Origin of the sequence: Flavihumibacter cheonanensis, from assembly GCF_022352215.1 — a bacterium.
Classification (GTDB): domain Bacteria; phylum Bacteroidota; class Bacteroidia; order Chitinophagales; family Chitinophagaceae; genus Flavihumibacter; species Flavihumibacter cheonanensis.
In genome coordinates this window covers 417,121-438,865 of the sequence record NZ_JAKRWF010000004.1, presented here as the reverse complement: position 1 = coordinate 438,865, position 21,745 = coordinate 417,121, and the positions used below count along the sequence as shown (strand labels likewise).

The 21,745-nt window shown below is 43.0% G+C and carries 24 protein-coding genes and 1 pseudogene; 5 read left to right on the top strand and 20 right to left on the bottom strand.

Annotated features, from left to right (window positions below):
- Positions 1–48: 48 nt before the first annotated feature.
- Entirely contained in the window at positions 49–627 is a 579-nt protein-coding gene (locus tag MD536_RS18340; RefSeq protein WP_239602778.1) for a DeoR family transcriptional regulator, read from the bottom strand.
- A 185-nt stretch (positions 628–812) separates the two neighbouring features.
- Positions 813–1,706, bottom strand: coding sequence for an SDR family oxidoreductase (locus tag MD536_RS18335; protein ID WP_239602776.1), 894 nt, complete (start codon positions 1,704–1,706; stop codon positions 813–815).
- A gap of 113 nt (positions 1,707–1,819) precedes the next feature.
- On the opposite strand from MD536_RS18335, the gene MD536_RS18330 reads away from it, so the two are divergent.
- Positions 1,820–2,161: a winged helix-turn-helix transcriptional regulator gene (locus tag MD536_RS18330; protein WP_239602773.1), complete on the top strand. Its 342-nt coding sequence runs from the start codon at positions 1,820–1,822 to the stop codon at positions 2,159–2,161.
- Here the strand turns inward: MD536_RS18330 and MD536_RS18325 are convergent.
- From MD536_RS18325 to MD536_RS18315, 3 genes are all read right to left on the bottom strand, one after another.
- Positions 2,158–2,757, bottom strand: coding sequence for a sugar O-acetyltransferase (locus tag MD536_RS18325; RefSeq protein WP_239602772.1), 600 nt, complete (start codon positions 2,755–2,757; stop codon positions 2,158–2,160). The two genes, MD536_RS18330 and MD536_RS18325, sit on opposite strands and share 4 nt — an antisense overlap.
- 39 nt (positions 2,758–2,796) lie before the next feature.
- On the bottom strand, positions 2,797–3,213 hold the full coding sequence (locus MD536_RS18320; protein WP_239602770.1) for a DoxX family protein: 417 nt from the start codon (positions 3,211–3,213) through the stop codon (positions 2,797–2,799).
- A gap of 134 nt (positions 3,214–3,347) precedes the next feature.
- Positions 3,348–4,898, bottom strand: coding sequence for a serine hydrolase domain-containing protein (locus MD536_RS18315; RefSeq protein ID WP_239602769.1), 1,551 nt, complete (start codon positions 4,896–4,898; stop codon positions 3,348–3,350).
- A 188-nt stretch (positions 4,899–5,086) separates the two neighbouring features.
- Here MD536_RS18315 and MD536_RS18310 point away from each other — a divergent pair, with 188 nt between their 5' ends.
- Entirely contained in the window at positions 5,087–6,142 is a 1,056-nt protein-coding gene (locus MD536_RS18310; RefSeq protein WP_239602768.1) for a sensor histidine kinase, read from the top strand.
- Positions 6,139–6,825 (top strand): LytR/AlgR family response regulator transcription factor, encoded by a 687-nt coding sequence (locus MD536_RS18305; RefSeq protein WP_239602766.1) that lies wholly within the window; start codon positions 6,139–6,141, stop codon positions 6,823–6,825. Before MD536_RS18310 ends, MD536_RS18305 begins: the two co-directional genes overlap by 4 nt.
- A gap of 31 nt (positions 6,826–6,856) precedes the next feature.
- On the opposite strand, the gene MD536_RS18300 is transcribed toward MD536_RS18305, so the two are convergent.
- Positions 6,857–8,023 carry a helix-turn-helix domain-containing protein gene (locus MD536_RS18300; RefSeq protein ID WP_239602764.1) on the bottom strand — a complete coding sequence of 389 codons (1,167 nt, stop codon included), beginning with the start codon at positions 8,021–8,023 and terminating at the stop codon, positions 6,857–6,859.
- Between the two features lie 178 nt (positions 8,024–8,201).
- Between MD536_RS18300 and MD536_RS18295 the strand changes: the two genes are divergently transcribed.
- A complete protein-coding gene (locus tag MD536_RS18295; protein ID WP_239602763.1) occupies positions 8,202–9,395 on the top strand; it encodes an alpha/beta hydrolase family protein in 1,194 nt (397 codons plus the stop codon).
- Between the two features lie 56 nt (positions 9,396–9,451).
- Here the strand turns inward: MD536_RS18295 and MD536_RS18290 are convergent, their stop codons facing one another.
- From MD536_RS18290 to MD536_RS18250, 9 genes and pseudogenes are all read right to left on the bottom strand, one after another.
- On the bottom strand, positions 9,452–10,048 hold the full coding sequence (locus MD536_RS18290; RefSeq protein WP_239602761.1) for a short chain dehydrogenase: 597 nt from the start codon (positions 10,046–10,048) through the stop codon (positions 9,452–9,454).
- Positions 10,049–10,076: 28 nt separating this feature from the next.
- Complete coding sequence (locus MD536_RS18285) at positions 10,077–10,274, bottom strand: hypothetical protein (protein WP_239602760.1); 198 nt, start codon at positions 10,272–10,274, stop codon at positions 10,077–10,079.
- Entirely contained in the window at positions 10,232–10,894 is a 663-nt protein-coding gene (locus tag MD536_RS18280) for a CPBP family intramembrane glutamic endopeptidase (protein ID WP_239602758.1), read from the bottom strand. The genes MD536_RS18285 and MD536_RS18280 overlap by 43 nt, the downstream gene beginning before the upstream one ends.
- Positions 10,891–11,538, bottom strand: a pseudogene (locus MD536_RS22290) (porin family protein). Before MD536_RS22290 ends, MD536_RS18280 begins: the two are co-directional and overlap by 4 nt.
- A 98-nt stretch (positions 11,539–11,636) precedes the next feature.
- On the bottom strand, positions 11,637–12,599 hold the full coding sequence (locus tag MD536_RS18270) for an NAD(P)-dependent alcohol dehydrogenase (protein ID WP_239602755.1): 963 nt from the start codon (positions 12,597–12,599) through the stop codon (positions 11,637–11,639).
- A gap of 4 nt (positions 12,600–12,603) precedes the next feature.
- Positions 12,604–13,608, bottom strand: a complete 1,005-nt coding sequence (locus MD536_RS18265) for an alpha/beta hydrolase (protein WP_239602754.1) — start codon at positions 13,606–13,608, stop codon at positions 12,604–12,606.
- A 10-nt stretch (positions 13,609–13,618) separates the two neighbouring features.
- On the bottom strand, positions 13,619–14,623 hold the full coding sequence (locus tag MD536_RS18260) for an NAD(P)/FAD-dependent oxidoreductase (protein WP_317208134.1): 1,005 nt from the start codon (positions 14,621–14,623) through the stop codon (positions 13,619–13,621).
- A 4-nt stretch (positions 14,624–14,627) separates the two neighbouring features.
- Positions 14,628–14,852 (bottom strand): putative antibiotic biosynthesis monooxygenase, encoded by a 225-nt coding sequence (locus MD536_RS18255; RefSeq protein ID WP_239602752.1) that lies wholly within the window; start codon positions 14,850–14,852, stop codon positions 14,628–14,630.
- 91 nt (positions 14,853–14,943) lie between these two features.
- Positions 14,944–15,807 carry an AraC family transcriptional regulator gene (locus MD536_RS18250; protein ID WP_239602751.1) on the bottom strand — a complete coding sequence of 288 codons (864 nt, stop codon included), beginning with the start codon at positions 15,805–15,807 and terminating at the stop codon, positions 14,944–14,946.
- A gap of 95 nt (positions 15,808–15,902) precedes the next feature.
- Here MD536_RS18250 and MD536_RS18245 point away from each other — a divergent pair, with 95 nt between their 5' ends.
- Positions 15,903–17,003, top strand: coding sequence for a Fic family protein (locus tag MD536_RS18245; protein WP_239602749.1), 1,101 nt, complete (start codon positions 15,903–15,905; stop codon positions 17,001–17,003).
- A 19-nt stretch (positions 17,004–17,022) separates the two neighbouring features.
- On the opposite strand, the gene mnmE is transcribed toward MD536_RS18245, so the two are convergent.
- The 5 genes from mnmE to MD536_RS18220 all read right to left on the bottom strand — a co-directional run bounded on the left by mnmE (position 17,023) and on the right by MD536_RS18220 (position 21,639).
- Positions 17,023–18,423 carry a tRNA uridine-5-carboxymethylaminomethyl(34) synthesis GTPase MnmE gene (mnmE, locus tag MD536_RS18240; protein WP_239602748.1) on the bottom strand — a complete coding sequence of 467 codons (1,401 nt, stop codon included), beginning with the start codon at positions 18,421–18,423 and terminating at the stop codon, positions 17,023–17,025.
- Positions 18,424–18,496: 73 nt separating this feature from the next.
- Positions 18,497–19,333, bottom strand: coding sequence for an energy transducer TonB (locus MD536_RS18235; protein ID WP_239602747.1), 837 nt, complete (start codon positions 19,331–19,333; stop codon positions 18,497–18,499).
- A 45-nt stretch (positions 19,334–19,378) separates the two neighbouring features.
- On the bottom strand, positions 19,379–19,939 hold the full coding sequence (locus MD536_RS18230) for an ExbD/TolR family protein (RefSeq protein WP_239602745.1): 561 nt from the start codon (positions 19,937–19,939) through the stop codon (positions 19,379–19,381).
- 27 nt (positions 19,940–19,966) lie between these two features.
- Entirely contained in the window at positions 19,967–20,632 is a 666-nt protein-coding gene (locus tag MD536_RS18225) for an ExbD/TolR family protein (protein ID WP_239602744.1), read from the bottom strand.
- Between the two features lie 149 nt (positions 20,633–20,781).
- Positions 20,782–21,639: a MotA/TolQ/ExbB proton channel family protein gene (locus MD536_RS18220; protein WP_239602742.1), complete on the bottom strand. Its 858-nt coding sequence runs from the start codon at positions 21,637–21,639 to the stop codon at positions 20,782–20,784.
- Between the last annotated feature and the right edge of the window lie 106 nt (positions 21,640–21,745).

Sequence of the window (21,745 nt, the reverse complement as noted above, 5' to 3'; positions counted from 1 at the left end):
TGAGTTTTATGAGCCAATTAATGGCTTTTTTGAGCCAATTTCGAGGATTTATGAGCCAATTATTGCACCCGATGAGCCAATTAAAGAATAGGTAGCACCGGCGCCTTTGGAGTGTGTTGTAAGTATCCCCTGTTGCACCAGGTTTTGCAAATCGCGGGTGGCGGTAGCTTTGGAAACCTGGTTGATTTGCTGGTAGATGGAATTGGTCAGGGAGCCATTTTCAAATAGCTCTTGCAAGGCAATGTATTGTCTCTCTGTTAGGTTAAATTCATTTTGATACCAGCGAAGCAGCTGTTTAATTTTCTTGTTGGATTTCTTTGGACTGTTTTTGTCAATAAAATCCTGCACTGCCAGGTGATAAATGCTTTTAGAACGAAGGTTTTTATTATCTCTTTTTAATTTCTGATATTCTTTTATTTTTTCTGAATCCATCAAAACAGACTTACCGTATTTGGCAGCCTGTCCAAAGACCGACTGACATTCTTTTTGCTTATCGTTGAATTGAACCCGAGTCATATCGGGGTACTTACAGGCGAATGTCTCGCCACCGATGGTTTTCAACACTACTCTTTTGCCGATCGCCCCCTGGCTTCCGTTTAGGAGGTGGTTTTTAGGAAGATGTGCCATTGTATGAGTTTTTTCTAATATAGGAAAAAAATTTGATCCTCCCTAATCCTTCGCAATCCTACGTCATCCTACGTCTTTGAACCAGCCCAGCTATAACCCAGGAACGTCCCAGGAGCGTTCAACTTATATCCTGGGACGCCTGGTGAATTGCCAAAAACTTAGGTTTCGGCATGCAGTTGTGGTGATTAGTTAAAAACGGCATGCTGCTCCCTCACCCACTCTTCTATATGGGTCATTGTTATGGGTAGCTTCTCCAAAACAGCCGCCATGTCCGGATTGTACATAACCGGATAGTTGCCCGTATCCGTAATTTCCTGGTACATAGTTTCAGCTCCCTTACCAACACCTGGTCCGAAAAGCCCATCCAGTATTTTTCCAAAATCAGCGGGTGGCAATTGACGATAGGTAATTCGTTTCTCCAATCCAATGGAAAACTTATCGGCCAGCATGTTTCCAGTTAGGTTTTCCATTCCACTTACCTGGAATGACTGTCCGGCTAAATTTGGACTATATAAGGCTTTTGCCACCAATGCGGCTACATCCCGGGTAGCAATCCATCCCACCGGCATTGCTTCAGGAGTAGGATACGTAAGGGTTTGTTCTGTTTTTACAAAGGGGGCAGTCCAGGGGCCTAACAAATTCTCAGCATATACCGAGGGTTGGATAATAATGTGCGGTAGTCCACTTTCCTGCAAATAGCCAGCGATGTCAATACGAATATCCATAGCCGGGTTTCCAATTTTCACCGGAAGGATAAAACCACTGGAGTTCCACACCAATAACTTTACCTTACTGGCAACGGCAGCATCAATGGCATTCCTTGCATACTCATATCCATCCAATGGATTAGGTAAAAAGAAGGGTACCAAAAAGGAGATCGCATCGACTCCTTTTGTAATCTCCAACAGGCGGTCTTTATCGGCCATATTTGCCAGTAGAGCTTCAGCACCGGCCTGTTGCAGGAGTTCCAACTTATCCTCCTGACTCGTAGTAGCTATAACAGTAGCTCCTTTCTCTTTCAATGCTTTAATTACAGGGAATTGCTGAGAACCACCTGCACCATAAACTAAAACTTTCATTTTTTAATGTATTGGAGTAAATAATAAAGCAAAGCTATTTACCTTTACTATACATTAGTAACTACTATACTATTGTATACTACTATACTACAGTATAGCAAAAACACCTTGGTATGAAATCATCAAAAGAATGTATTGAATACATACGTCCTGTGAGAGATGTACTGGATATTATCAATGGCAAATGGAAGCTACCCATTTTAATTGCTTTATCTTTTGGCAACAAACGATTTAAGGAGTTGGAAAGGGATGTAGAAGGCATTACGCCAAGGATGTTATCGAAGGAGCTTCGCGATCTGGAAGTAAATCAACTGGTAATACGCACAGTATACGATACCAAGCCTGCCACGGTGGAATACAGCTTGTCTGAGTATGGGAAATCATTAGATGACGTCATTGTTTCCCTACGGCAATGGGGTAAAAAACACCGGACAAAATTGTTTGCCCGATCTTAATCCTGGATTCCGTGTGGTTGATTGATTGCAATAGTTTTAATCACCTTAGCCGGAATGCCGGCCACCACCGTATTATCCGGCACATCTTTATTAACCACCGCGCCAGCGGCTACAATAGAATTTTCACCAATCGTTACGCCGGGTAAAATGGTGGCATTGGCTCCGATCCAGGCATTTTTCCTGATATGTATTTTGCCGGGCACCAGTCCATGTCGCTCTGCCGGAGAAACAGGATGCCCCTCCGATAGAAGGCTAACCCTGGGAGCCAGCATCACATTGTCCTCAATGGTAATTCCGCCCAGGTCCAGGAAAACGCAATCAAAATTGATAAATACATTTTTGCCGATTTGGGTATTGCGGCCGTAATTGATATACAAGGGGGTAAACACTGCAACAGAGGGATCCAGTTCAACACCTGTAATCTGGCTGAGGAGTTGCCTCACTTCGTCGGGATCAGCAGAGTTATTCATTTTGAGCAACAATGCCCTGGTAGCATAGGAAGCTTGCAGTAGAAGGTGTGGATCCGGATCTTGTGGTGAAATGGAATGGCCATTGCTAAGGCGCTCAAAAATATTGTTGGGGTTATCTGGAGTCATCAGTGTAAACTTTGTAAGTAAAGTACGTAGGTTAGTCGACTACTGCAAATTGGTTACTGCCAATTGCCTGTAGGTTGACGCTCTCCAAATCCAATACATGTAAACCGGCTGAAACAGCAACCGGCTCCAGGTGTACCAGGGAGCGCTGGGTAAACCGCCTGGGGCGGAAAGTCCATTCACAGCCACCTGGATATTAGCAGGAAAAATGGCAACCAGGTAAGCAATCAGCAGATAGGCAGTCCATTTGCGATAGGCGGGGAAAAGCAGTCCCCAGGGTACCAGGATTTCAAAAATTCCTGTAAGGACAATAATCATTCGGGCATTTGGCAGCAAACTATTAATCATATAGCTAAGGCTATCTGGTTGCAGGATGTGCACCATACCCACTTGAGTAAACATAAGCGGCAGCGCCAGCCTTGCTGCAGCCCAAAAGGACTGAAAGGGTCCCCTTTTCATATATCTACTTATCAACCAGATAACCAATTGCAAAGAAAGGAACCCGAAGAAGAATGCCATACTATGATTTGATGTCAAAATTGGGGAAAAGCTGCAGGCTACAGATTGACAATTGTTAATAAGTAAGAATCCATTTACTCCAGGTGTTTATTGATTCTGTTTGATGAATGCTCTCCCATTGCTATTTCCTTCAGTATATAAGTGATTCTCCGAATAGGAATATCCCTGTTATTGCATAACAGGATAACTGTCAGCTCATCTTCCTTATAGTAATGATAGTTTGAAATATAACCATTCATGGTTCCTCCATGTCGAATTAAGGTACCGGCATTCTTGATTCCAGATGCCCGCTGGTAGGGCTGTATTCGGAAACCATATCCATAATAACCCCAATCTTTATCTCCTCCGTTGAAGAGTTGCCTCCTGCTTTCATCGCTTACCAATAGGCCCTTATGCAGTGCTTGTCCCCATGTGAAGAGATCAGCAGCTGTTGAATAAATATCTCCGGTACCAAGCGCATAGGAAGTAACATTCTGAATAGGTCTGAAAATTCCATTCATGGTACGATAACCTACTGCCTTATTAGTGGGGATATTGGAAAGCCTTTCAATTCCTGTAGCCTGCAAGCCCAATGGTGCAAAGACTTTTTGCTGCATGTAATCGGTATAGGAAAGTCCGGTTACTCTTTCTATAAGGATACCCAGTAAATTATAATTCAGGTTGGAATAAGCAAATTTTTTACCGGGCTCAAATGCCCTGCGCGCCTTATTGATAATAGTAATCAACTCTGGAGAGCTTATATCCATCACCTCGATTTCAGTGCAATCTTCAATGAATTGATTGAGTCCGGATTGCTGCTTTAACAGGTGATGCACAGTAACACCATCGGCGATACTATTCTTTAACTCAGGCAGGTATTGCTTTATGGGTGCGTTCAAACTAATCTTTCCCTTTTCCACTAATTGCATGATAGCAACCGCCACCACTGACTTAGTGAGAGAGCCAATCAAAAATTGTGTTCCCAACTGATTAGATGAGCCGGTAGACCAATCAAATTTTCCATAGGCCTGGTGGTGTAAGAGACTGTCTCCTTTTGCTACCAACACTACACCCTGAAAGCGGCCGGTATCCACAAGGGCTTTCAAATAGGCATCCATTTTGGGATGAAGTACTGGCTTATCGGAAAACACACCCTCTTTTTGAGGTACTATTTTCTCCAGCTCAACGGAAAAAATCACACTGGCAATCTTCCATTTACCATTTTCTTTAACAAGCGCCCAGCTTTCTTTTCCCCAGTTCCCTTTCACTCCATTACTCCAAAAACTGTAATCAAAGGTTACCGAACCAATACTTCCATCTTCGGCTATAACGGGGTTTAGAAAATATTCTTCCTTTATACCACCCTGCATTACCCGCCTAAACCAGGATTTATGATCAGATTCAGCCAGCTCCTTTTCATTAGGGTTTTGTTTCCGCCTCGCTTCCAGGGTAGTGGGCTTCCAGACCCGAACCCAGGTAACCGGACTATTAATAAACAAGGAGTACATGGTAAGGCTGTCTTTATCCTTAAGGGCCTTCATAAAGGTTTGAAGCAGTTCCTGGATTTGTTGCCTGTCGGATTGTGCATCAGCATTTTTTGAAAGAAGCAGTAGCCATGCAGCGATCAAAATAATTGTACGAGTCATTTTTTTAGTGCAATTTATTTTTTCAGCAATCCTCTTCACGGACTAATCGGCATACGAATGAATACAGCAGACAAACAAGCGATTTAATGGTTTGTCTGCGGAAAAGGCTTGTTTGTGCCAGGAATGAACTTGTTTGTATGTTGGGGTCCCTCCGCTGCTGCTTTTTGTATATTTTTAAATAAAACTCAATGGTATCGGGAAACAGCAATAAATGGATACTACATGTCCTGTTCTGGATCACGATCTATTTCATTTATATAGCACAGAGAATTTTTATGGTGGATGAAGGCGGAGTAGCTCAGTCCATTTCCCCTGATTTACTGCTGAAACTATTCTTTCACTTATTGGCAGTTGGCGCAACCAGTTATGTAATCTGTTTAAAGGTGCTGCCCTTACTACTGGAAAAAAAATCCTTGATTACCGGCTCGCTTTATTTGATGGTATCAGTTTACCTGATTGGACTGATCAACCGAATAGGGGTAATCTACTTGCTGGAACCCTTGCTGGGCATTCACAAAGAAAAGGAATCACTGTTTCAAATTGCTACTGACATCCCGGTATTGATCCAGCATTATATTATTGGGAATATAGCTGGTGCCCTACCCTTTATCATATTCTACCTGATACTGGATCGTCAAATGGTATTGAGAAAACAATTAGAAACAGAACAGCAGAAAAAAGAGGCAGAACTTATTGCGTTAAAATCCCAGTTGAATCCACACTTTCTGTTCAATACACTAAATAATATATACTCACTGTCTTTACAGCAATCTCCACTGGCGGCAGTATCTATTGAAAAGCTTTCCTTTATTTTGGATTATGTATTATACAGATGTACGGACAACTATGTATTACTGCAAAAAGAAATTGAATTAATACGAAACTATATGGAGCTGGGTGAAATCCGATATGGCAACCGATTGAAGCCTTCCTTTACCTTTAGTACGGACAATTCCTATAAGATAGCACCACTGCTATTATTGACCCTTGTAGAAAATATGCTGAAACACAGTGCAGGCGGTGTAAACGGACAAATTCATTTTTTGGTAGACATCAAAGCAGCAAACAATCGCCTGGAATTGGTAGCAGAAAATTCATTTGACGAAAGCTCACCGGAAGGCCAGGGAATTGGGTTAACAAATTTGCAAAAGCAACTGGACTTGCTATATCCTGGTCGCTATACATTTGACATGAAGACAGACAGTGGTATCTTTAGTACACACTTATCGATTGATTTAACATGAAAGCAAGCTGTTTACTGGTAGACGATGAACCCCTGGCCATCCAGTTGCTGCAAAAACATGTGCAGGAGTTTGGCACCCTGCAACTGGCGGGCACCTGTACCAATGCGGTAGAAGCCATGGCCTTCCTTCAGCAATATTCGGTAGATCTGCTCTTCCTGGATATACAGATGCCAAAACTAACGGGACTCGAAATGCTAAAGGCATTGAAAAATCCACCTGCAGTAATAATAACCACTGCCTATCGTGAGTATGCCATGGAAGGCTATGATTTAGATGTTGTTGATTATTTATTAAAACCTATAACATTTATTCGCTTTTCCCAGGCAATTGATAAGTATTTCAGATTGCACAGAAAGAGAGAAAGTGTAGCGCAGGATCCAACTAAAGAAAAAACGGTATTTATAAAATCCGGCGCTAAAACCTATCAACTGGCGGAAAATGAAATTTTATATGTTGAGAGCATCCGGGACTATGTCAAACTACACAAGGTGGATGGCACCTCACTGCTACTGAAATATAAAATCAGTCAGCTAGACCAGGAATTATCAAAGAATTTTGTCCGTGTGCACAAATCATTCCTTATCAATAAAACCAAGATAAGCTCCTATACTGCTGCAGAAATTGAAATCGGCGCTACCATTATTCCAATTGGAACGCAGTATAAGGAGGAGTTTAGGGGATGAGTGTTTAAAATGCATCCATCATTTAAAGCTATTAATCTGCACTATTTTTCCTATAGGCAGTTGGTGTCATCCCGGTTTTTTGTTTAAAAACTGAATTAAAAGTTGTTTTTGAATTAAAACCTGCTTCAAAGCCAATAGATAAAACAGTCAGGTTCGATTTTTCAGGATCATTCAATAAGCGCTTTGCTTCCTTTACCCGGTATCCATTAACCAGATCATAAAAGCTTTTGCCTAAACATTCATTTAGCGACTGCGAAACCTGGTAAGGTGGAAATTTCAATTGATCAGCCAATTCGAGTAAAGTCAGCTCTGGTTCCGTATAAAGTTTTTGCTTTTCAAGTACTTCTATTGCCCTTTGACAAATTAGTTCCTGTTTTTCCCTTTCAATGCCACTTTTCTGGTACTTCCTGCCAGGCTTATTGTCCATTAAAAGTTCTTGAACAACAGGTCTGACATACTGTTTACCAGTTGTTACTCCTTCTCCCCTTTTTCTGAATATCGCAGGCTGCAATAAACCCTTAATTGAAACATAATACAGGAAGCCAGAAAGTAAAACCAGGTTAACCAAAGAAATGGTATATACCTGGGCAGGATACCGATAGGTTAGCATATACAGACCGATGGAAATTAAAACCAGTATTAGGTAAAGATTTGCCACCCTTCGAACCCAATCCAGATCAATTTTGCTCGTTTCTGAGAAACTGTCAGCAATAATTTTCTTATGAACAAGTAAGGCCCTTTTGCATAACAGGAAGTAGAACAGCAGTTGCCCAAATTTTACTGAGCTAATTAACAACGAAATCCAGGCGTACGGGGAAGCTTCAACAGCAAACTGAGCATTAACAAAAGGTTCCACCAATTTAACATATACAAAAACGATCGGGTAATAAATAATGGCCCATAACAAATGCAACAGCACCTGCCTGGTACCGATTTTTTGGGTAAAGCTGATAACATAGAGGTAAAGAAAGGGACCAACCAAAAAAGTCAGCGGGTCGGTTACCCAGATTACCCGCCATCCCCAAATCTGTTGTAAGCCCGGAGTAGACAGGTATAGCGTAATGGCACCCACAAAACAAGCCAGGAAAAAATTACTCTTTGAACTTCCCTTTGATCTACTGAACAGGAGTCCGGCCAAAATAGCTCCCTGAAGGATTCCAAACACCGTAATGGTCAACATCAGATTGAGTGCATTCATCCGAAAACCAAGTTTTTGTAAAGCAATATAGCATTGACAATCAATAACCTAAGAAACTCGTACGGTTCGATTTGATTATCAGAACCAATAGTTGGTCCGATCTAATAAATCGGGGCGAATAAACTTCCCTCAGTTTCCACTTTTGCGTCCTCATTCATCAACAAAAAAAACATTCATTATGAAAAAGTGGTCAAACTTAAAAAAATCAATGCTGGTTCTTGTCTTATTGTCAACATTTATCCTTGCCTTTGGTAGTTATGATTTATACTCACGCGCCAAATTTCCCAAACCTTCCGGCCAATACCAGGTTGGCACCACTCTGCTGGAGTTGGTTGATACCGCCAGATTGGAGCCTTATACCCATAACCCGGCTGATCACCGAAGGCTGTTGGTACAAATATATTACCCTGCGTCAATAAAAGAGAACAGTCCAACAGTGCCGTACTCTCCTTCACCAGTAGCAATAGAGGAGGATATCAACAGTGTCTTCAGGGTTCCGAAGCTTCTTATCAAACGCTTAACCAGAACAAAAACGGGATACTTTGACCAACAACACGCAGCCCCTATTGAAAAGCAGTTCCCCGTATTATTCTTCTCGCATGGGTGGGATGGTAATCGCTTTCAGAATTCATTCATGTATGGAGAATTAGTATCCCATGGTTATATAATAGTTAGCATTGAACATACTTTCAATGCATCAGGAACGGTTTTCAGGGATGGAAATAAAGGAGGAGTGGAGCCCCTGAGTAAAATGAAGGATACCTCATTTTCATCAGCCATGATGGAAACCTGGACCAAAGACCAGCAGTTTGTACTGGATCAGTTGGAACAATTACAGCAGGGAGGAAACTATTTCCTGGCGGATCAAATGAATCTTAAACAGGTTGGAGTATTCGGGCATTCCTTTGGTGGTGCAACTTCGGCTACTACCCTGGTTTACGATAAACGTTTCAAAGCTGGCATCAACATGGATGGCTTTTATTTTGGAAATGCGTATAAAATTGGATTCGAGCAACCATTCATGCAGTTGCGTTCAGATAATAAACGAACAGAGGATATGTCAGATAAAGAATTAAAAGAGTTTGATGCATCCAGAGAATACTATCAATACCTGATTTGGGACGAATGGAATAAGCGAATTAATGCATTTGCCAAAAATGGCTACCATTCTTTTACAGTAAAAGGTTCCAATCACATGAGCTTTTCAGATTTCACTTATATGATGCCACTCGCATTTATTACAGCTCCCAGCAGAGATGAGCACCATAGAATAACCAATCAATTAGTGCTTTCATTTTTCAACAGATATCTTAAGGGAAGTAAGGACCCGGTTGGTGTGGAAAAAGAATTAGAGAGATTTATTAATGATTGATCAATAATTAAACAGAAACAAGCAAGTTGTGTTACTTGCTTGTTTTTCGTTGGAATTTAATACGGTTTAATAACCTGTCCGGTATTAGCACCAAACACACTTTTCCTGAACCCAAACTCAAGTTGTTTCATAGTAACGGGAAGTTCACCGGGGAAGAAAGGGAAATACTGAGGGGAAGCCTCAATTACTGTTGGACTAACTGCATTAATCCGGATCCCGTTTTGCAATTCAATGGCAGCAGCCCGCACAAATCCCTCCACTGCAGCATTCGCTGCAGAAGCATTGGCAAAATTTTTCTGAGGATCATGTGTTAGGGCACCGGTGATCAGGGTAAAAGAACCCTTGGGATTGATATAATGTTGCCCAATCAAAACCAGGTTGATTTGCCCCAGCATTTTACCATCCATTCCAATCCGAAAGGTTTCCGCAGTTAGATTTTTCCAGGGACCAACAAAACTCGGACCAGCAGTAGAGATCAGGGCATCAAAAGCTCCAATCTGTTGATACATTTCTTCAATGGAATACGAGGAAGTAATATCTACTTTCACGTCTGCACCGGTTCTACCTGCACGAACTATTTCATGCTCTTTTTCAAATGCATTGGACAAATAGCTGCCCATGGTGCCGGAAGCACCCACAATTACGATTTTCATATTTCTATTTTAATTGATGAATCGATACTTACTGGATTGGTTTCCAGCGATAGAGTAGTATTGTTGCTATTATTACTGAAATCAAACCCGGCACACTTGCTTCCAGTCCAAAGTTTCCACCTGTCAACCATGCTGAGGTGTTGGTAAAAACAGGTTTTAATAAACTAACCTGTTCATTGCCGCTTACCCCAAATCCCAACAACGTGCCCTGTACCCAATTTGCCATAAAATGAAAGGCAATTGGCATAATGAGACTATTGGTTTTATATAGGATAGCCCAAACATAATCGAAGCAATAAAAATATTGACAGAAGCAAGTAGTTGAATGCTTCCTGCCATACCGGGATTGCCCATATGTGTGAGTAAAAAATAGCCTGCGATCAGCAATTGGGCAGCCCATACACCTATGCTTTGTCTGAGTCGCTGAAAAATAAATCCTCTGAATAAAAATTCTTCCGCTACTGCCACAGAGAAAGAAACCATTGTCAAGCTTAACAAGGTATCAAGACCTGCTGTGCCCTGTTGCCAGTGAACGATTCCTAATGCCGTTAGAACCAGGGCAGGTAGGAGCATAAGAATCGCCCCCGCTACCAACCCTAACAAGCTGTTTTTAACCAGGTCTAGATTCAGTTTTCCAACTAACTCAGCTATCGGCTTTTTTCGCATGGCCTGGCAAACAAGCGTTGTTACAACCACAATGAAAGCCTGCTGATGGATGGAGATTTCCCAATTGTAGTGTTGCGAAACAAGGATTAATGGAAAGGTAAAAGCTGCCAGTACCAGGAAAAATACTGCTACCCACCAACCACTTCTAAGCTCTTGCTGATTATTTAGAAAAATGTTCATAACCTTGAAACTTGCAGGCTGATGTTTAGCATTCTGTTATAGCGGTCCACCTCCCGAGATATGTTTACCAATCCATATCCGTACCGAATATCTAAGGTGAATGTAGACTTTTCAAGGGGGAAGTTATATCCTGCGCCAGCCTGAAAGCCAAGATCCCATCGTTTCAAATCTGTAGCATCAGTACCGAACGATAGCCTGGTTGATGATTTAACGGAATTGGCTGATTATTCCACTTTCAAGCGCCCACCAACATTATAACCAGCATACGGACCAGCATTCAGGTACAATTTTTTGTAGTGTACACGAGCTAAAACCGGAAGTTCCAGACTATTGATTCGTAGTGTTGACTTTCCACCTGTAAGCGGATTGTTCTTCTGGAGTATACCCCCCTTCATTGCAAAATAGAGTTCAGGTACAATAGAGAAAATGGGTGTGATACCTGCCTGGTAGGAAATACCTGCCTGAAATCCCCGGTAGTCCTTCTTGTAGGATTTCAGATCGGAATTAGCACTGCCATAATTGAAGTTGGTCGTCAGAGAATTGAGGGCGATGCTAAATTTGCTTGTTTGTGAATACGCAACTGAAGTGACTGATGATAGAGCCACTAAAATTAATACTGTCCAAAATGATGTGATTTTTTGCATGATGCTTGTTTTATTGACAATAGCTTTCCCATCCCATCTTGTGGGTGTTTTTTTATTGCCTCTGTTATTAATAAAATGAATGAAGTACTGCGATGTCTCTAGCCAATTAGATCATCCAACCATTTCATAACTACTTTACCCCTGGTACGCATTGCTTCTATGTAACCGATAGCTTCTGGTATTTCACTAGATGAAAATATTTTTTCGATTTGGGGTTTAATCTTTCCCTCTTCTACCATTGTTGCTAATGTTTGTAAATCAGCTGTATTGACAGTGACCGTAAATTGGATCAACGGGAATTTGCTGAATGCTTTTCTGAAAAGTGTTGAAAACATATGTTTCATCGTAGTAAAACCAATCAGTACTCCCCTCCTACCCATTCTGTTGAAATCTTCATGAGTAAGATTTCCATTCACATCAAGAACCAGATCGTATTTCCCATTGTGCAGATGGATGTTTTCGGTATCATAGGGAATTACCTTATCGGCACCTAATGACTTTACGAAATCAGCATTCCTGCCGGAACAGACGCCGGTTACTATTGCTCCATAGGCTTTTGCAATCTGCACGGCAAAATGTCCGACACCACCTGCTGCCCCGTTTATCAAAACAGTTTCTCCTTGTTTGCGTTTGCCATGGGTTAAAAGAGCTTGAAAGGCGGTTAATCCGGCTATTGGCAGACTTGCCATTTGTTCAAAGCTGATCTCTTTTGAAAACCTCGCACATATGGATGCAGGAACGCTTATAAACTCGGCGAACGCTCCTCCCAACAAGGTTCCGCCAACTACATGATCACCTACTTCAAAACTGGTTAGGGAGCTGCCCTTAGCTACCACGATACCGGCAAAATCAGCACCAGGAATTTTTTCCTTTGGTTTAAAAAGTCCGGATGTAAATCTTGCAAAGAATGGTTTCCCTCTCAAAAGATGCCAGTCAGCTGGATTGGCAGCAGTTGCATAGACCTTTACAAGGAGATGATCATCTTTCAAGGTTGGTAGCTCAACTTCTTCCAGTTGTAATACTTCAGGACCGCCATATTTGGTTTTTACAAAAGCTTTCATCGTTCTATTTTTTGAAGCTGGCTGCCATAGCTGTTTTAACCAATGATTCAAACTCCTGCAAGGGTTTTGCGCCCGGCAGTAACCCAATCAAACAATGAATTTGTCCGGCAAAACATTTTTCCCAAACCTGCACGCCTGCCTTTTTTAGTTTGCCTGCATAAGCAGTACCATCATCGCGAAGCGGATCAAATTCTGTTGTAATTATAACAGCAGGTGGTAAGCCGACGAAGTCCTTATTAAGTAGTGGTGATACTTCAGGATTATTGTATTGATCCGGCGCATAGTTCTCCACCGCAAAATAGCAGAGTGCTTTGGTCTGAAAATAACCGACTGCATTTTCCTGATAAGAAACAGAGCGTTCCATATTTTGCGGACTCAAATCAGCCGGCAATCCGTTTACTACTTGAAGTTTGATCCGATTGACCAGCTTATCCTTCTTCGCCTTATGCGTAATAACGGAGACCAGGTTTGCCCCTGCACTGTTGCCCATTAGCACTATTTTTCCGGTATCACCACCGAATGGTTGTGCATTCTCTGAAATCCATTTGAACGCGTTGTAGCTATCATCTACTGCAGCGGGGAATTTAAACTCAGGTGCTACCCTGTAATCAACGGCAAATACAATTGCTTCGTAGGTTTTTGCATCCTGCCATAAGGAGTATTCCAAGCCCTCTACGAGAGGAGAAATAAAACCACCACCATGGTAGTGAATGATAACAGGAAGATTGGTTTTGTGCATCGGATTAAACACTACTACGGGAATACTGTCTTTTGTAATTTTAATTCGCCTGACATCTTCTTTTGGATAAGGAATCAGCGGCAATTGCGGATATTTCAATTGCTCAATAGGCATGCTCCTTAATTGCTCAATAGTCAGATCCTTATACGCAATAACTTTTAAAAAAGCACCAATATTGGGATCCAGGATTCTGTTTCCGCATTGACTATAACTGCTGGATGCAAGAAAAATAAAGATCAGGCTAGTTACAAGAGACAAGAATCGTTTCATAAAATGTATATTAAAAGTCTTCTTCAATCAATTCCTTGTTCACCATAAATGCTGCAGTAGTACCCATGGATACTGCATTAGCTACCGTACGCATTTTCGTAGTGTTATCACCACAGGCATATAGCCCCTGAACAGAGGTTCGATGCGCATTGTCAATCTTTATAAATCCATCCTGGGTGAGCTCAGCTCCTAGTTCTTGTGGTATCGAAGAGTGCTGAACAAAGGGAAGTCGTGCATAGATGGCTTTTACGGGTATTTTTGATCCGTTTTTGAAAACGATGTTGTTGATATACCCATGGGTATGATCCAGCCGATTTATTTCAGTTTCTACAATACCAATTTGATTTTTTTCAAGTTTGGCTTTCTGTTGATCAGAAAGTAATGATGAGCCGTTTGTATAAATGGTTAAATCCTTTGTCCAGTTTGAAATCAAAGAAGCCAGTTCAAAAGCTGCATCACCATTTGCCAGGATACCAGTTGTCTGATTCCGCACTTCATAACCGTGGCAGTAAGGACAATGCAGCACACTGATTCCCCAGCTTTCAGCAAAGCCTGGAATGGGAGGCATACTATCTTTGATACCAGTAGCGACGATTAGCTTCCTTGAACTGAATAGTTCACCTGTCTCGGTTTGTATAGTAAATCCTTCTGCTGTTTGGGTGCCCTTGCTGGCGAATCCATCCAATAAACGGACTGTTGGATACTGCTTCACTTGCTGTTTAGACAGACTGGTTATTTCCTTCGGAGTTTTACCGTCGTTGGTTAAAAAATTATGCGAATGTGGTGTTTGTTTGTTGCAGGGGTTTCCGGAATCAATCACCTGTACTTTACGTAGCGCCCTGCCTAATGCCATGGCTGCTGACAATCCGGAATAACTGCCTCCTATTATGATTACATCGAATGTTTTATCCTGCTTCATTTTTGATTTTTTTGAACTGTTTAGTAAGGGAATATTTGCTACAAATCCACTTACTACGATTCCGCTTTGCTGTAGAAAATCACGCCTGTCTAACATGAGCTTAGTTCTTCTCTGATCTACGGGAAAGTCTTCTTAACATAAATTCCAGGGCCGGCACACCAACATACATCATCCAGGGAACAAGTGAGATTGTGAGGATAAAAGTCCGTTGGTATAAGGGTAACTCCGCCAACAGTTGACCGAAAAGAAAAAGGAATGCTGTAATGGAAGGATAGATAACCATCCATATTTTTAAGGACATGATTAATTTTGCCTTTGTCTTCATGATTGCATTTTTTGAATACTAAGAATTGCTTTCACAAAAGTACATCGGGCAAGAGGGGCGATGATAGGACTGTTCTGCAGTTAGATAGGACTTATTTGAAGTTCTTCCGGAAGGAGTCAGGGGATTGGCCGGTATGTTTTTTAAAAAACCGGATGAAATAGGAAGGATCTTCGTATCCCAATTGGTCGGCAATTTCCTTGACCTGTGCAGGCGTTGCGATCAGGTGCCGTTTTGCTTCGAGGATGATCTGCTCATTGATAAGGTCGGATACCGTTTTGCCAACAGAAGTTTTTACGATGGAATTGAGTTGATAGGATGAAAGACTTAATAGATCAGCATAGTCAGCCACGTTTTTCAGGCGTACAATATTGGTTTCCAGGAGGCGCACCAACTCTTCAAAACGCTCCTGTATATAAGCTTTTTCACTTTGGGCGATGCTGTTTGGATGGCTGCTTTGCCGGATGTATTCCAAAAAAAAGAGGTCGAGGTTGGCTTTGATTGCTTCAAAATAACCTTCCTGTTTTGAGGAATACTCATGGAAGATATTCGCCAGGTAGGCATGTAATTTTTGGAAGCGCGCAGCTTCTACCTCACAGTAATTTTTACTGGAGGCCTTTTTCCATCGATGTTCGGTAATGGAATGTTTGGGTTGATAGAAAGCCAGGTCGAACTCCAGCAGGAAGCCGGTACTATCAGCAGTTAATTCAAGTTGATGCACCTGGCCGGGACGAAGAATAAAGACAGTATTTGCCTTCACAGGATACTGTACAAAATCTATTTCATGAATACCAGTTCCCTGCTGTACTGCCAGCACAAAATAGAAGTCGTGCCGATGAAGTGCATGCACCAGGTCTTTGCCATTGAGCAACTGTTGGAGATCCCGGATACTAAACTTACCGGCACTGCTTTGCAGTGTTTTTTCGGGTGCAATATGCCTGACCGGTATGTTTTTCATTTGAAGGTAAAAGTAGTTGATTTGCAAGGATAGAAAATCATCCTATAACTCATTTATTTCGTATTATTGAGCTATAGAAATAATTTTAATAGCTCATGAAATGGATTTGGGAGAGACCGGATTGGCCAAACTTCAGATTTGACGCAGCAGCATTCATACAATTAGAACGCGAATTTCATCGGAATACGGGTTTGATATTAGGTTCACTAAGTTCTGTGTCGTCCCAGGATGTTGACGAACTACAGGTGACCATTTTGAGCAATGAAGCACTGGATACATCAAAAATTGAAGGGGAGATATTAGATAGAGATTCTGTTCAATCATCCATCCGAGGTCAGCTAGGATTGCAGACTGACGGAAGGAGGTCTGGCCCCAAAGAAACAGGTGTTTCCCGAATGATGGTGGATCTCTACAGGAGTTACAATGCGCCCCTTAACCAGGAGCGCCTATTCTCCTGGCATCAAATGTTAATGAACGGAAGAATAGATTTGGAAATTGTTGGTGGTTACCGGGTTCATGAAGATCCAATGCAGATTGTATCGGGGAGGTTGGATTCGCCTCAGGTTTTCTACGAGGCGCCACCATCTCATAAAGTGCCAAAAGAGATGGAAAATTATCTTCTTTGGTTCAACCGTGCATTCAGAGAAGGAATGCCTACGTTGGTTCATGCTGGATTGGCACATTTGTTTTTTGAATTAATTCACCCTTTTGAAGACGGAAATGGGAGAATCGGACGCGCCATTGCAGAAAAAGCCCTGGCTATGGGAGCCAGGCATCCTTTAATCACTTCACTGTCCAGTACTTTAGAGCAAAATAAAAAGGCATATTACCAGGCTTTGCAGCGCGCAAATGATTCTTTGGAGGTGACAGATTGGTTGGTTTATTTTTCCGGAGAAGTATTGAAGGCCCAAATTAATGTCCGGAAAATGATTCAGTTTATTGTGGATAAGGCTCGTTACTTTGAGGACTTCCGGAACAAGTTGAATGAACGGCAGACCAAAGTGGCGCTGCGGTTGTTTCGAGAGGGACCGGAGGGTTTTAAAGGTGGTCTGAGTGCAGAGAACTATATTCGTATTAGCAAAACTTCCCCCGCTACTGCAACCAGAGATCTGGCGGAAATGGTAGCTCTTGGAGCCTTAAAAAAAACTGGAAAACTGAGGCATACACGCTACTATCTCCCGATGGTGGAAATCTGAATGCCGTTTAAGACAGAATCTACTTCCCAATACAAAACTTGCTAAATATATAATCCAGTAAATCCTCATTGCTCACCTCTCCTGTTATCTCTCCCACATATTGCAGACAACGCCGGATATCCAGTGCCAGCAAATCTCCGGGCAGATGATTATCCAACCCATTACGGATATCCAGCAAGGAACGCAGAATCTCCTGTAACGCATGGTAATGACGGGCATTCGTAACAATGGTTGTATCGCCGCTCACCTGGCCTCCGAGCACCAGATCCACCAGGCGCTCTTTTAAGACTTCCACGTGCAGGCCCTGCTTCGCGGAGATCAGTATCAGTCGGCTGCTGTCTACCCCACCCGTCCGGTGCCACCCGTCCGGTGCCACCCGTCCGGTGGATTTATCTACTTGGTTACCTACTAACAGGTACTTATACCCCGCAGTTTCAAATTCACGCTGCACCTGCTCCAGATCGGAAGGCTTCATGGTATTCACATCAAACAGATAAATCACGATATCCGCCTGCTGCATTTTCTCGCGACTCTTCTCCACCCCGATCTGCTCTATCTGGTCTGCTGTATGCTCACGGATGCCGGCGGTATCAATAAATCGAAATAAAATCCCGTCTATATTCAGCACCTCTTCTATCGTATCACGTGTAGTGCCAGCAATCTCACTCACAATCGCACGGTTCTCATTCAACAGAGTATTCAGCAAGGTTGACTTGCCTGCATTCGGTTTTCCTACAATTGCTACGCTCACCCCATTTTTCATCACGTTGCCCAACTGAAAAGATGCCGCCAGTTTGCTCACGCGTTCATGTGCTCCTGTTACCAATGCATACAACTGCGAGCGATCCGCAAACTCCACATCTTCCTGGGAAAAATCCAGCTCCAATTCGATCAATGCAGAGAAACTGATCAGCTGCTCTCTTAGCTGCTTTAATTCGGCAGAAAAGCCTCCCCGGATATTGTGTAAGGCATTGCGCTGGGTAGCTGCTGTATTGGCTGCTATCAGGTCAGCAACTGCCTCTGCCTGAGCCAGATCCAGCTTGCCATGCAGAAAGGCCCGCTGGGTAAACTCCCCTGGCCTTGCCAGCCTGGCTCCCCCACGCATGCAGGCATCCAAGATGCGCTGCAATACATATGGAGATCCATGCCCGGAGATCTCTACCACATCCTCCCCGGTATAGGACCGCGGGCCTTTGAACAAGGTCACCACCACTTCATCCAGGGCCTCCCCATTTTCTTTCAGCAAACCCACATGTGCCGTATGTGTTGCCTGTTGCTCCAGGTCCTTCGAGGGAAACAAGGCATTGACAATTCCAAATGCCGATGGTCCGCTTAACCGGATCACACCAATTGCTCCAACTCCAGGTGGCGTGGCCAGTGCCACTATAGTATCATCCCACTGAGGATTGCTGTATTTCATGCGGCAAAGGTAGGTAACAAAAAATCCCCCTGCGAGCTGCAGAGGGATTTGAAATTTTATTCAGTAAGGAAGCTTATTCAATTTCCAAACGGAAGGTAATAGGCTGCTTCTTGTAAGATTTTACCTGGCGACCGTTCTGAACGGCAGGTGTCCACTTACCAGACTTCTTGATTACGCGGGCAGCTTCATCACGCAGTTCATTCGGACCGCTGATTGCCTGCACATCACTCACATTACCTTCTTTGTCCACGATGAACTGAACCACAACCGTACCCTGGATCTCATTGTCAATCGCATCCTGGGGGTAACGGAGGCTCTTGTTCAGGTAACGCTGCCAGGCACTTGCTCCACCAGGATACTCAGACTCGATTTCCACCTTGGTAAAGGTTTTATCCCAGTCTTCTTCTACCTTCTTAGGAGCTTCTACCACACCCTTACCTTCATCAGATACAGGTGGTGCAACAATACCCTCATCCTTGATACCTTCCTGGTTGATGGTACCAATCTTGGTTTCTTCCAGTTTCTCCACTTCTGGTGGCTTTTCGTCTTCCTTCACCTCTTCGTCTTTCACGATTTTGGGAGGAGTAAACTTAGCCATTTCCACTTTGGGTGGTTCTACCGGTGGTGGTGGCGGAGGTGGTGGTGGGGGTTCATTTTTAGGTTCTTCCTGCTTGATGGCTTCCAGCTCCACGTCCTGCACTACCATCTCGGTTTTGTCTTTGTCACCTTTCAGCTTATTCGCCAAAATCGTTCCAACAAAAAACAATACCAGGAGCGCTGCGGTAGCTATCAATGCGATAGTCATGCGTTTGGCATAGGTCCTACGAAGATCGTAAGCGCCATATGCTTTGTTCCGGCCATCAAAAATGATGTCCAGCACATCCGCACTCAAAATTTTATTAACGTCCATGATTCGCTTTTTTAATAGATGCGTGTTTATTCAATTTCCACAAACTTATTGTTGCGGAGCGGGTGCCGGAGCCGGACCGCCTTCAGTTGCTGCAATCAACAGGGCTTCAGATTCTGCAATGTCAACCAGTGCATACCGCTTTACCACATTGATCTGCATCTCATCCAGCATGTTCACCACGTTCTTATAAGTGGCTTCCTTTCCGGGTTTGATTACTACCACAAAGTCCTTCGGATCTGTAGATTTCTTCTTATTCAGAATTACATCCCGGATCTCCTTGAAATTGGAACTCTTGAAGTTAGCACCATCGGGTGACAGGATTCCTTCGTAATAGTATACGTTGTCATCCTTGGACATCATGATGGTAAGAGCACCGGATTCCTTGGCTTTGTTCTGTTCTTCCGGCTTATCGGTATCCTTTGGAAGGAATAACCGCATTGCCGTGGGCTGGCTCATCGTGGTCGTAAAGATAAAGAAGGTAATCAGCAGGAACCCAAGATCCACCATCGGGGTAAGATCTACACGGGTAGAGAGCTTTTTACTCTTTTTTACGCCTGGGCCTTTTTTATGTCCCCCGCCCTGGGACGAGGTATCCATTTCTGCCATGATGCAAAAATTTTTGTGTTAGATAATTTATTCCGCTTCTGCAGATTTGCCACCGCGACTCATATTCTCACGGTACAATTCTGTACCTTCCTGAACTCCCTCGGGATTGGTTACCATCTGAAACTTCATTTCATCCACTTTCTTAAAGGCATCGATTACACCTTTGAAAGAAGGGTATTTTGAAGCGTTGTCACCTTTTACGAGCAGGTTCATTTTAATACCGGTAAATCCTGTTTTAACTGCACGCATCCAGTCAACCAGTTCATTATTCAGGGTATCCAGTACCGGAATACCGGGAACCTCCATTCTAGGCCAATCTTCTTTTGGCTTGGATGCAAGTGATTTCAGCTGTGCAATCGGTACACCAATAAAGGGACCTGTTGCCAATGCAGTCACTTCGCCTTCGGACAAACCGAGGTTACGGGAGGCATTCAGGGCTTCTACTATTTCCTTCCGGGGAGCATCTTCCGAGAAAGAAAGAAACACCTTTCCGTCCTTGTCGATGGTAATCTGGGTAACATCTTTCTGAGGTGCTACCTTGGATGCCACTGAACTCGGAGTCTGTACCGCCAATGCCTCAGATGGCTTAAACTTGGTGGTAAGGATGAAGAAGGACAAAAGCAGGAATGCCACATCACACATCGCCGTCATGTCAATATGCGTACTCTTCCTTGGTAATTTTGCTTTTGGCATGTTTAATTAGTTATTGTATTCCACATTTAGATTCCAGATTCCCCATTTTCCATAAAAGTTACGAAATTTTTATGGGAACCTTCAGGGCCGGACGCAGACGGTACAGCTGTTAGGCAGGACCTGTTTACGATTTCCAGCTGATCCGCCTCTTATTTGTAAAGAGAAGCGAAGCTCTGAGTCAATGTGAAACCAGACTCGTCGATACCGTAAGTGATACCATCGATTTTGGTAGTGAAAATGTTATACATGATGATCGCAAGGGCAGAAGTACCGATACCCAAAGCTGTGTTATAAAGTGCTTCTGAGATACCGCGGGAAAGTTCACGGGCAGCATCACCACCACCTTCATCACCCAGTTTAGAGAAGGAACGAATCATACCCAATACCGTTCCAAACAGACCCAACAGGGTAGCTACGGAAGCGATAGTTGACAGGAATACGAGGTTCTTTTCCAGCATTGGCAGTTCCAGTGCAGTAGCTTCTTCAACTTCTTTCTGGATAGACAGTACTTTTTGCTCAGTGTCCAGTTCAGTTTCAGTGATCATTTCTTTGTACTTACGCAGACCAGCCTTCATTACGTTTCCTACAGAACCTTTTTGCTTGTCGCACTCAGTCAGCGCTGCGTCAACATTTTTGTTAGCTAGGTGATACTGTACTTTACGTACAAACTCATCGATATTGCCTGCACCAGTTGCTTTGGTGATAGTCAACAGACGCTCCAGCGCAAATACAATTACAATCAGGAAGTTTGCAATCAGTACCGGTACTACGATACCACCTTCATAGATACTGTGAAAGGCATTAATTGGTCCAACGTGACTAGGCCAGAATCCACCAGCTGGGTCCGGAGCTGTAAAGCCGCTTGTAGCGCCCATACCAAATCTCCAGATTACGTAACCCCCAAGAATACACATTACAGGGGCAATCCATGAAATCGCGTTGCTTCTTTTTTTCGCTTGAACAGATGTGGTCGCTTTCGCTGTTGCAGTTGGTTTAGTCTCTGCCATAATCGTTTGTTTTTAGTTTTTTTGTAAACAGGTAAAAATGTTCTTGAATGGACCCAACGCGTTATTGGGGACACAAGTCTAAATAAAAAAATTTTAAAAAAGTCAA